The following is a 12,390-nucleotide window of genomic DNA, read 5'->3' as shown; positions in this document are numbered from 1 at the left end:
TTTACTGCTTACGGTATTACAATAAGAATGAACCGGTCATTTTTTAATAAACCGGTATACTTTTACCGAATGAGGAGGCATTTTTACCGTACACCCGTTTTTATCCGGTTTTACGTCGCGATGCTCCCACAAATCACGGACGGTATAATCTTCGGGCTTATATGGGTACGTGTACCAATAATTATCGCTTGTTTTCAGCAGGACGTTAAAATCAACCTGAACTTCTTTCCATTCATCGCTTCTGTTAAGCAGGCAAACAGCTTTTTCATCATTTTCCAGGGCCCTCCCCCATATTTCATAATCGCCGTTGTCGCGGTAGCAAGAAGCCTGCTTCCCCCGCGGATCCTGATCAATAGCAATTAACTCGCTGTTTGTCAAAATTTCTTTTGTTTCTTTCGACATATTCGCGAGATCATTTCCGGCCATCAGAGGAGCAGCCAGCATACACCACATTGAAAAATGCGTTCTATATTCTTCGGTAGTCATCCCACCGTTACCTACTTCCAACATATCCGGGTCGTTCCAATGGCCGGGTCCTGCATACTCAGCCAGGTCTCTTTCTTTATCGATTATCCCGATCATAGCATCCCACCGGTCAAGAATATCGCCCGTTGTACGCCACAGGTGCCCAACTTCTTTTGCCCACTCCCAAGGTTTTGTTGATCCCCATTCGCATATACTAAACACGATAGGGCGGCCAGCAGCATGCAAAGCATCCCTCATGTTGGCATAAGATGACCGAGAATCTTGAGTAGTGGTGTTACACCAGTCGTATTTCAGATAATCAACCCCCCAACGGGCATAGGTTCTGGCATCCTGGTATTCGTGACCAAGCCCGCCTGGACGACCGGCACAGGTTTCACTGCCGGCACAGGAATAAATTCCAAACTTCAAACCTTTAGCGTGAATGTAATCGGCCAAAAATTTAATTCCGTGCGGAAAACGTTCTTTGTCGACGATGATCTCTCCATTCTCGTCGCGCCCCACCTGCCAGCAGTCATCAATCACAACATATTCATACCCGGCATCTTTCATTCCGCTGCTAACCATCGCATCTGCCATTCCCATTAAAAGTTCTTCACTCACATCACATTGAAATTTATTCCAGCTATTCCATCCCATAGGAGGAGTTTGAGCCAGTTGATCAAACTTTTGGGCAGAACTGCTTAAAGCAGCAAAAACATACCATCCAATTAACAGTCTTATTTTCATTCGTAAATAGTTTTAAAAGTTATTCTGATACGATCTATCTGAATTACCGGAGAATACCAAGAGCACCGGTACACGTCATATCAACCTGCTTCGTTATTGTTTTCACAGGCTCCAAAGAACATCGGTTTGCAAATATTCTCACATCTTCAGAGTAACCTGCACGTATTGCTTTTTTACATCCGGAGATTTCATTATTTCTAACCAGCACATTTTCTGCACCGGAAATAAAAATGCCAGTTTCAGCGTCATCACCTTCAATAATGTTTCCTTCGATCAGCAGATGCTTGTGTAATCCGACGACATCCGTTTTTTCTGCTCCCACATTAACCGTAATTCCACAGGCCCAATCGATACCTTCCAGACTTATTCCGCAACGAAGGATCCGGTTGTTTCGGATCGTCACATTTTCCGAAGCAGGTCCTTCGTGCCAGTCTCCTTCGGCTCCCACATGGATACCGGATCCGGTTGATTCACGAATCAGATTATTTTCGATCAACACGTTTCGTGTTTTAATCAGGAAACCACGGGAGCGGTTAGACATTACAGAACAACCTATGATTTCTACCCGGGGCAGGCGGGTGACATTGATTATGTAATAATTCTCCAGGTCGGAAGGTAGCAGCTCGTCAAAGGAAACATGGGAATAAAGTTGAGCCATGTTATTTTCGACCGTTTTAACGACAAGCTTTTTCACAACTTTCAGCGTCTGTCTTCTAACCAGTTCCATCGTGTCAGCCACATCCGGAAAATCCAGTACCTGGGCATGCCAGTCAGCGCCTTCCAACACCAGATTATAGCTACCGTTAGCCGAGGGCTCCCGAATGGTCAGGTAATAGTTATGAATATTAACAGCATCATCACCATGTCCTTCGAACTGGCAGTTTAGGTAGCGTATGTACCCTTTGCACGAAGTGAAATGAGTTGCATCTGTATTGGTAGACATCCGCTGGCCGGACAACGGAACAATTCGTAATCCATTCATCAAAATGTTTTCCGAACGGTGCCCAACAATTCCCATTCCTGGTTGAGAGTGAATGGTTACACCATCCAGCCTGATATTTTTGGCTTCCAGCATCAAGATGGCCGGACGAAAATGAAAAGTCTGGGGAGACATAATCCGATAACCCAACATCCCCGGATCAATTGTGCGAAAGATTCTTAAAATACGGGGAGCAACAAATTCAAAACGGGGAAAATAATCTTCTTCGGATAATAACCGATGTGCCCGTGTATCAAAATAGTGTACCCTGCAAAGGGGCATCTTATCTGTTAAATGATAGATGCTGTCGAATACCGCCTCATACCAGTCAGGTTTTATTGAGACAATGGTCCCTTCAACATGAGGCTTCGTTTTATAATCGATCGTGAGCCCCTTAACAGTTATATTGGTACAATTATTCAACGATACAGGTTCTCCCCACCCCTCAAAAAGCAGAATAGCACCTTGAGCCTCCAGGGTGATATTATTCAGTCCGGCAAAATCCAGTCCTTTGGCATAAGGATAATACGGCCTAAAGATAGAATCCTGAGGATTTCCTTTCACCTCGCCATTCAGAATCCCTTCCTGCAAATCCACAGCCTTTTCATCCCTGAAATTGTAAATACCCGACTCAAAATGCAAGGCCGTTCCGGGATGTTTCCTGCAATAGTCTATTGCTTTTTGCAAGGCCTCTGCATCATTTCTGCTGTCGTTGGGAACTGCTCCAAAGTCTGCTACCGATACAGATTTCATTTCTTTCTCTTGCTGACAGGATAACAACAGCGCAAGAAAAACAAGAATAGTAAATAACAGGAATCCGGCTTTCCCGGTCGACCGGCCAAATCGTATTTCGGAAAATAATGTCTTTTTCATTCTTATTTGCCATTCAGATGATACATTTTACTCCCCGGGCAAAAGCCATTCTGAAGAGTATAATAAACGGGACCTGATTATTTACCGTAAAGGAATACCTCGGAAATACTGGTATAGGTAACCCGGTTACTGTCAGGCAGAACCAGTTTCAGGTATCGTTTTACGGATACACCGGAGTCACCAAATTCCAAGGTTAGCAAGTCGCCGTCGGGGAAAACTCCTTCGGCTATTTTCTCCCATGAAGAAGCCTCCGGGTCCGGATCATTGCTCGTCCAGTATTGTACCGTATTGGCATCATCATTCCCGGGTCTCCAGGTTTCGATCTTGCAAACACTCTTTGCTTCGTTCAAATCAATAATTGCCCAGTGAGGTAACGGAGCGGCTCCTTCGCTGTATGCCGAATGCCAGTACGAATCGAAATCTCCGTCGAGTAAAGTGCCAACACCTCCGCCATCATCCACCTGCTGGTCGGAACAAGTAACTACACTCCACCCCGACCTGTCGTACTTAAAAACAGAGAGAAACGCAGTTTCATACGGTGTCCATTCCAGGATAAAAGTATCAATCGCTCCCTCTTCGGGAATATACAACGAACGATAGTCAAAAAATGAACCTCCCTTTGCATCCGGACATATAACGATATCATCACCGGCAGGAACCCGCACAATTTTTGTGTCATTATCGGTTTCGTAACGAACCTGGGTCTCCACCAGGCTTTCTGCCGCACTATACCATTGAATGCTGTAGCCGTTTTCAACGGCAGATACAGATTTTATTTTCCGCTGAAAGAGGGTACTTGCATAAGAATCTCCGTAGGAGGTTCCAAAATTGGTAACAACCAATGACGTATTACCATACTTATCTGTTGTCCGGACATCGAATGTATACGATTTTTCCGGCAAATTTTCCAAAAGGACATCACTGCTATCCAGTCCGGTACCCGGAGTTACCGGTATAATCATCGAATTGGCTCCATTGTTCCAGCATATATCCACCGAAGCCACATTTGGCGAATTATACAACCAGTAACGAAACAGAATCCTTCCTTTCCCGGAGTGAAAAGCGATAGAATCCGGCTTAGGGGCATATACGATCTCTCCCCCTTCGATATACTCCTTGTGGACATCCATCATGTCCTCGCACGATACCAACATGGCGAACAATGCGAGTACAAACAAACTGTTATCTATGATTTTCCTTTTTTTCATGAGTTCCTTTTTTTCATTTTTTCGCTGCATATGCTTCCTTACTAATTTACCTCAGATCCATAGATCGTTACCTCAGCGGGATGGGTAAATGTAGATGATCCCCAGGTGCTCAGTATCCTGATTCTGATGTAACGAAATACTCCTGCGTTCACATCAACCGTAAATTCATGTCCGGCCTTCAACGCAGCAATATCAGCATCGGTATTCGTTCCCAATGGAGAGCCTGATGGCTTAATGATCGTACAGTCCATGACTTTTGTCCAGTCGTCCCAGTTTCCATCCATTCCGGGCATGTCAATACACCCATACACCTCAAAATTCTTTGGATTTCCCCAAGCGTATTCACAGTCATCATCCCATTGGAACATGACAAGACGACTCATTTTTACCTTGCTCCCGAGATCGATTGTGAAGGATCCCGGCAGGGCTCCCACGGGTGAATGCCCGATCGTTTTAACATTATCATCGATTATGCCCAATGCCGTTCCTTCCCAATTGTTCCAACTGGCAACATCATTCGCCAATTTTATAAGAGACCATTTCGTTTTGTCAAGTTTCTTTTCATAAAGCGGAGTTATTTTCTTTCCCAATGGAAAAATGGTATCAGAAACATTGTCCCAGCTATCGGAGATCAGCGCAGCAAAAACCAACGGCTTCGGATCGAATCCGCGAAGCGACAGAGCTGCCACGTCCGCCTGAGAGGAAATAACTTTCATCGTTTGAAGGTTCCCGGAAGCATTCTCAGCCAAAAACTCGAAGGTCAGGACACCTTTATCCGGATTTAGCCAGCTAAACCGTGCCCCGCCAAAGTCCTGTTCAATCTTCATTGTCCGGGTAGCTTTACTCAGGGCTGACTCCAGCGGGGTAAATGTTACGGCCACAGGATCAGACATTTCTCCTCCGCGATTAATTGAATACAGTTTTACCATGTGTTCCTGTATATCGTTATATCCTTCAATTTTTATTTTGTTTTCATAAAAAGAAGAAACAAGCTCATGGGTTTTCCCGTTCGTCAGTGTATACACTCCTTTTACCGCCAGTAAATCTTCGTCGTCGGGAATCCGATAATTGATCTGTACCCCTCCGGGAATTGGTTTGGTCAAAATTTCAGTTACCCCGGAAGGTTTCCCGTAGCTTTTCGTAATCGGGCCAAGTTCCTTTTCCTCACAAGCACTTAGCACAAAGGAAAAAGCTATAAGAGTAATAATCGTTCTTTTCATACGTCTAAAGATTTTTCATATTCCTTAAATTTAAACTCTTTACCATCCCGGATTCTGAACCAAATTCGGGTTTTTTATGATGTCGCTCTCGGGAATTGGAGCAAAATAGTTCTTAAAAGAAAAGGTCTGATTATAAACCGTTTTTACCGTGTAATAATCATGAACATCCGACTTGGTAACGTCCCATCCTTTTACCGGGCCATTCAATTCTTTTACAGCAGTCTTCCAACGCCGGGTATCCCAAAAATACGCACCTTCACAGGCCAGTTCAATTGCTCGTTCCCGATGAATGATTTCGCGCATTCCTGCTTTTGTTAATGGTTTATCCGGATAAATGGAATGGTTTCTCCAACTTTCCACCACACCGGCCAAACCTGCACGTTCTCTTACCATATCCAAGTATTGATACACCTGCTCATCGGGAGCATTCTTCATTTCATTTAATGCCTCTGCATAAAATAAGAGCAACTCTGCAAAACGCATATCCGGGAAAGGATATCTTTCATATGTCACGGTATTACGGTCGCGGTATGTTGTGTTGACTGATACCAGTTTTTTGGCAAAGTAGCCGGTGGCATTGTAATCACCAGGTTGGAAAACCGAAGAAAATTCCCCAAAACGATTTTTCGGGTACAAACATTCGGCATCATCATCCGGCTCGTTCTTATAGGAGTTACCATACCATTTTCCCCGATCGAAGCCTAACGTAGAATAAAATCTCGGTTCGCGGTCAAAATTCAGGGCAGCAGTTTGTTCTCCCCTCTGGATGTAATATTTATGGCTCTCGTCTCCGGTACGCAAAGAATAACGGTGTGCATAATCGAAATCCGGATCTTCATCGATCGGAACTCCATTCCGGGAATAAAATTTTTCAGCAATATTCAGCGGGATACTCATATTCCCGGTGGTAGTTTGCTGGGTTGCTTCTTCAAACCTGGGGATACATTGCTCCTGAACCCCTGCATCTACCGGCCAGGTGGTATTACCCCAGATTAGTTCACAGTTCCAGCGCTCGCTGACGGAATGGCGCAGCATATTAAGCCTCTTGGTAACAGCGGAGATTGGTTTTGAAGTTACATAATCACTCACCTGATACAAGCGGTTTCCACAACTGTTGGATACCATAATGGCCGAATCGCAGGCATCTGCTGCTCTTTTCCAACGATCCGGGTCATACGTCTGATTAAAAAACGGCTCCCCCTTATGATCTAAAAAGCTTTCGTAATTGGTATTGCCGTTGAAAAGCGGACTCGCCCAATAAATCATCACCTTTGCTTTGAGAAAACTTGCCGCAGCCTGGGTAAAACGCCCCAGTTCCGTGGTTCTGTTCTGAATTTGAACAGGAAGTGCTTTGCTGTGAATCGCTTCATTCAACAAATCCAGGATATAGCTAAACGTATCATCCACCTTTTCCCTGTAAACCCTTACTCCTTCGGTTGACTCGTTGATCTCGGTATTTTCTTTCAACGGGCAAATCGGCCCGTAGTAAGTTAGCATATAGAAATGGAGATAAGCTTTGATTGTTTTTACCTCTGCAATCAACCTGTTCCTTTCATATGTTTCCAGGTCCCTTACGTTATTAATATTGGCCAAAAAGATATTACAGTTGTTGATTCCAGCATACAGGCTACGAACAGGGGTTCCTGTTGCACTCCAATAGTTAAAAAATGCTTCGGTGGGACTGTCATATCCCCGTGCTGTCAGCATTCCTCCGCCGTTATCTTCTTTGTTGAATATCATCTCCATGGCACCGAACATAGCAGGATTCTCATTCCATCCTCCGAGTTTTGGCATACTCCAATAGCAGGTAGCCAGGTATTTTTCTGCCGTATAACGATCAGAAAAGGCATTATCCAGTGTGGCCACATTGTCGGGAACAACATCCAGATAGTTACAGGAGTACAACAGGGCGAAGGGCATCAGGATTAAAAAATATCGGATAATCTTTTTCATCTTCATCAATGTTTTTAGTTTGTTCAAATGATGGTTAGTTATGTCACCAGTTCACTATAAACTGACAGTCAATCCAACATTAAAGACCCGTTGAACCGGATATCCTAACCCGTCTCCGGCCATTTCCGGGTCCCAAAGTTTAAATTTACTGAAGTAAAAAAGGTTGGTTCCGCTAATGTATACCCTCAGATCCCTTAAATGCCAGTCGTGCATCACCCGTTTAGGCAAGGTATAGCCTACTTCAACAGATTTCAACCGAAGGAAAGAACCATCCTCCATAAACCAGGTACTCTTCTGATTATTATTGCTGACATCATAGTGCGAAAGACGAGGCCATAAAGCATACGAATTTCGATTGTTTTCCGACCAGTAACTATTGGCAAAACAAGTTAGTATTGCATTGTTCCCTACGCCGGGGGCAATCTTATCTACATCCAGCCAGAAAGATTCACGCCCCGCACCCTGAAAAAAGAAGGAGGCATCAACTCCCTTGTATCCGACAGAAAGTCCAAAGCCATAAATAATTTCAGGCGTCGTCGGGAAACCAATAGGAACCTTGTCCAGTGCCGATATTTTACCATCACCGTTGACATCCCTGTATTTGATATCCCCTGCCATGTAAGAACCGAACTGGGTTGGAGAATTTTCTACTTCTGCATCATCCACAAATAAACGTTCTGCTATGTAGCCCCAGGTCTGGGCAAGCGGCTGCCCCACCTTCGACAACCAGGGAGTCTGCGAATAGTCGGGTTCTTCCCATTCCTTAACCCCACTTGTAGCATAGGTAAAGGTTGCTCTTCCTGTTACCCACAGGTCCTTATTGAAATTTTTCTCATAATTAAATTCACAGTCCACACCTTTGCCTGTAGCTACACCCAGGTTCGCTTTTATTGAAGGGATAACCCCCATCGTTCCCGGTATTACCCTGCTTACCAGAATATTTTCGCGTTTCTCGTGAAAAACTTCGAGATTAGCAGAAAGACCATTATTCAAAGCGATTTCCATCCCCAGGTTTGTCTTGTAAGCAGTTTCCCACCCTATTTCGTCATTGGCATATCTCGTTACGTCAATTCCTCCGGGATTGTAGTTAAGGTTGGTTCCCCAAAACACATCTCTTTCAGCATCCATATCCACCTGTGAAAGGTAATAGAACCGATCGTTGTCGCTTCCAATAGCATCATTTCCGACCAATCCGTAAGTAGCCTTTACCTTAAACAGTCTGAAAATGCCGGTCAGTGGTTCAAAAAAATCTTCGTTCGAAAGCATCCAGGCTACCCCGATAGACGGGAAGAAGCCCCAACGGTGATTTTTGGAGAAACGTTCTGAGCCATTATACCCGAAGTTAAACTCACCGAAATACCTTGTATCATAATTGTATGCAAAACGGCCGGATACGCCCATGTTCCGGTTGGGAAGAGAAAGCTGTAAGTTACTGGCTATTCCTGTTTTTTCCTGACGCATCGTATAGACCATTAAGCCGTTTACAGAATGTTTATCAAAAGTCCGGTTATACTCGGCCGCTGTTTCCAGGTAATAGGCACTGTTAATATAGCGCGAGCCCGGGTTATAATCGATATATTCCGTTCCTTTCGTAGGGTTCAAACACTTTAACAAATACGTGTTATCCTGCAAATCATAAGTGGAAATGGTGTAATAATATGGATTATACTGCCTGGTTACAGCATATTCGGAGTAGCGATCCACATTGAACATGGTACGGGCCGTCAGTCCTTTTATAAGCATATTCAGGTCCTGTTTTATCTCGAATTGCGAAATCGTTGTATTTCTACTGTAATCACGGTAACCTTTAAGGCTCTCGGCATAAGGGTTAACATAGCTTGCATCCCCGTAGTTTCCGAAAAGGATATGCTTGGCATAGGCAAACTGTTCATCCGGTTCATAGTAAGGCTTAAATAAAACCGGGTTTGCCTGCATGACCTTTTTGTACATCGCTGTTCCTCCGTCAATGGGCCCGGTATAGTCATCGAAAGTAGTACTAAGACGCAGGATCATTTCCGTCGTGTTCGTCACATTAATGTTCACGTTCGAACGAAACGCATATTTCTTCAGATCGATGTTTGAATTGAAATTGTTGCGTTTATCTACTTTCAGATCCCCGTTATCGTGCGAAACATTAGCTGCCACATAGTAACGCGCTACTTTTCCGCCTCCCCCGATACTCAGGTTTACCCGCTGATTACAAACGACATCTCTAAACATTGTTTTATACCAATCAGTAGCAGGGAAGATATCCGGATAAAGCCCCTTTTCAGTCATCGTTATTTTTTCCTGATCATACAGCAACAAGCCCATGGGGTTACGCGTTTTTACTGCCTCGTTCTGCATTCTCATAAAGGTCACCGGATCTGCAATACTCACTCTTTTTGTCGGCATCGAAAAAGAATTTTCTACCCGGACATTAACCTGTGCCTTTCCTTCTGTCCCTTCTTTGGTTGTCACGGCAATTACCCCGTTTGCCCCGCGTGCACCATAAAGAGCAGTGGCCGTAGCATCTTTCATAATTGAAAAGTTAGCGATATCGTCTGTATTCAAACGCGCTAAGTCTTCAGTACTCAATTCCACTCCGTCAATCAGGATTAATGGATCTTTTTTTGCTTCCGCGCCAAAAGTAGTAATACCACGGATAAAGAAACTTGCGTTGTCCTTCCCCGGTTCTCCGCTTCGTTGGTAAGATATCAAGCCTGAAACCCGACCGGCAAATGCGGTAGTCAGATTACTGCTGGGAACTTTCAGCTCATCTGCTTTTATCGTTGTAATAGATGCAAGCACACTTTCTTTCTTCTGTTTCCCAAAAGCAACAACCGTAATATCATCCAGTTCCTGGGTTTTTTCCTTCATCTTAACATTGATTTTCTCCTGTCCGTCAACGTCAACAATCTGGCTTTCCATTCCAATAAAGGAAAAAACAAGTTTATTTGTTGGTTCAGCATCAATGGAATAAGTTCCGTCTGTATCTGTAATTACCCCGCGAGTGGTTCCAACTATCGTAATGGTGACTCCCGGTAAAGGTTTACCTTCCGTGTCAGTCACTTTCCCTTTTATTCTCTTTTGGGAGTCGAGCAACGATTCCTTTTCCCGGGCAATAGCACTCAAATCATTTTTCCCAATGACTACCTGTCTGTCAAAAACGGCAAATGAGTTCCTGGTTGGATCCAATATCTCGTTTAATATTTTCGTTATCGTGAATTTTTCTGCAGTTATGCTTACTTTCTGATTTAAATCCAAAGCATCTTCAACCACAATAAAAATAAAATCACTTTGTTTCTCAATTTCTTCTATTAGCTCAGAAAAAGTGGCATTATGTAAATCCAGGGACAGTTTTGTGTTTTGGGAATAGCTCACATTTGCATTCACTGACGCTACTGAAATCAGTAAAACAAAAAGACATATCTTCATTCTGAGTAATATTTTTTTTACATGCCGAATTCTCAGCTCGTAAAATCTATTTTTTTTCATAAATTTGTTTGTTTTATTTACAATAAATCTTTCACAACACTGTGACTAAAACACCAGGCAGGTTATATGGCGATATAATCTGCCTATTTTTTGTTTTAGCTCCCAAACGGGGTCAATCGTAGTTTTGTCTAATAGGCATTCATTTTTATGTTAATATTTTATTTTTTTGACACGATAATTTTATCATTGCTGATTGTACAAGAAATGGGAGCAATGGAACTAATTGCCCTGAAAATATCAGAACATTCTGATTTTAAGTCCAGTTTACCATACAATATCAGTTCTGAGGTTTCTTTATCTTTAAATTCAATCTGAATGTCATAGTACCTCGAAAGTTTGCTTGCTACGTTTCCCAGTTTCTCCTTTTTACAATACAACCATCCGTCTTTCCACGAAATATGGGGTAATACGTCTGTTTCTTCCAACGAAATACTTTTTGTATCATGTTTATATGTTAACATTTGATTCGGACGGAGTTGTATCTCCCGTGAATTCACCTCCGCCTGAATGCTTCCCTCAACCAAAACAACCACTGAAGCCTGATCTTCCCGGTAAGTAGAAATATCAAATTTTGTCCCCAGTACTTTTACTGAAATATCCTGAGTTTTTACAATGAAAGGTTTATTACAGTGATGAGCCACCTCAAAGAAGGCTTCACCTTCAACAAACACCTCGCGTTTTTCATTGAGAAACTCCACCGGGAAGATTGCCCTGCTCCCTGAATTCAGGTGTAACCTGGACCCGTCAGAAAGAAGCAAACTGGTACGTTTCCCCCTTGGAACCACCAACTGGTTCAATAACTCTTTCCGCTCTTCTCTGCTGAACGAATTCTTTGAGCCATTCTGATCTCCCGCTTTTTTGTTTTTATCGCTTAATCTGGTTAGATTTTCTCCGCTGTCAGAATTTATTTCTATCCCGCCATCATCTTTATATTCAATGCGAATGTTGTTCGTATCAAAAGATTTCTCCGTCTGATCGGCAAAGATCAGCTTGATTTCACCGGAGGATCCACTTCTCTGAGCAATTGACTGGTAATCTACTGTATTCTTTGATGAATTAAATTGAAAGTACACTATTGACGATAGTCCAAGTACAACAAGAAAACCGGCAGCAACAGACCAGACAGAAAACAGCTTTCTTGTTTTACGAATAACTGTTCTCTCCCGGATAGCATTCCATAATTCAGCCAGTTGTTCTTCATTCAATTCTTTTTCATCCGGGATAATATTTTTTACTACGAAAACTGCTTCATCAAACTGCTTTTGGCAGGAAGGGTTTCCTGCCAGAAATTGTCTCCAGTACAGATCGGATTCAGGTGTTGGAGTCAACACCCATTTTATAAAATCATCCCGACCTATAAAATCATCCGGTTCAATATTTGAAGCTTTCGTCATTTAAAACTCTTTTGCCCATATAAGCATTAAGAGCTGCATTTGTACTCACCTTTTTGAACTTTTTTTCAAAAAAA

The 12,390-nt window shown here is 43.1% G+C and carries 7 protein-coding genes; all 7 read right to left on the bottom strand.

Features of this window, described 5'->3' with window-relative positions; translation table 11 throughout:
* Positions 1–36: 36 nt before the first annotated feature.
* The 7 genes from ACOIT5_RS07685 to ACOIT5_RS07655 all read right to left on the bottom strand — a co-directional run bounded on the left by ACOIT5_RS07685 (position 37) and on the right by ACOIT5_RS07655 (position 12,316).
* Complete coding sequence (locus ACOIT5_RS07685) at positions 37–1,212, bottom strand: glycoside hydrolase family 27 protein (protein ID WP_423129891.1); 1,176 nt, start codon at positions 1,210–1,212, stop codon at positions 37–39.
* Between the two features lie 43 nt (positions 1,213–1,255).
* On the bottom strand, positions 1,256–3,064 hold the full coding sequence (locus ACOIT5_RS07680) for a right-handed parallel beta-helix repeat-containing protein (protein WP_423129890.1): 1,809 nt from the start codon (positions 3,062–3,064) through the stop codon (positions 1,256–1,258).
* Positions 3,065–3,141: 77 nt separating this feature from the next.
* Entirely contained in the window at positions 3,142–4,272 is a 1,131-nt protein-coding gene (locus ACOIT5_RS07675; RefSeq protein WP_423129889.1) for a DUF4998 domain-containing protein, read from the bottom strand.
* A 41-nt stretch (positions 4,273–4,313) separates the two neighbouring features.
* On the bottom strand, positions 4,314–5,492 hold the full coding sequence (locus ACOIT5_RS07670; protein WP_423129888.1) for a DUF5000 domain-containing lipoprotein: 1,179 nt from the start codon (positions 5,490–5,492) through the stop codon (positions 4,314–4,316).
* A 39-nt stretch (positions 5,493–5,531) separates the two neighbouring features.
* On the bottom strand, positions 5,532–7,445 hold the full coding sequence (locus tag ACOIT5_RS07665; RefSeq protein WP_423129887.1) for a RagB/SusD family nutrient uptake outer membrane protein: 1,914 nt from the start codon (positions 7,443–7,445) through the stop codon (positions 5,532–5,534).
* Between the two features lie 54 nt (positions 7,446–7,499).
* Positions 7,500–10,862 carry a SusC/RagA family TonB-linked outer membrane protein gene (locus ACOIT5_RS07660; RefSeq protein WP_423129886.1) on the bottom strand — a complete coding sequence of 1,121 codons (3,363 nt, stop codon included), beginning with the start codon at positions 10,860–10,862 and terminating at the stop codon, positions 7,500–7,502.
* A 218-nt stretch (positions 10,863–11,080) separates the two neighbouring features.
* Positions 11,081–12,316 (bottom strand): FecR family protein, encoded by a 1,236-nt coding sequence (locus tag ACOIT5_RS07655; RefSeq protein WP_423129885.1) that lies wholly within the window; start codon positions 12,314–12,316, stop codon positions 11,081–11,083.
* Between the last annotated feature and the right edge of the window lie 74 nt (positions 12,317–12,390).

The organism is Gaoshiqia hydrogeniformans, assembly GCF_049347105.1.
In the GTDB taxonomy this organism is placed as follows: Bacteria; Bacteroidota; Bacteroidia; order Bacteroidales; family Prolixibacteraceae; genus Gaoshiqia; species Gaoshiqia hydrogeniformans.
Note: the sequence above shows the minus strand (reverse complement) of the source record. Positions and strands in the feature narration are given on the sequence as shown.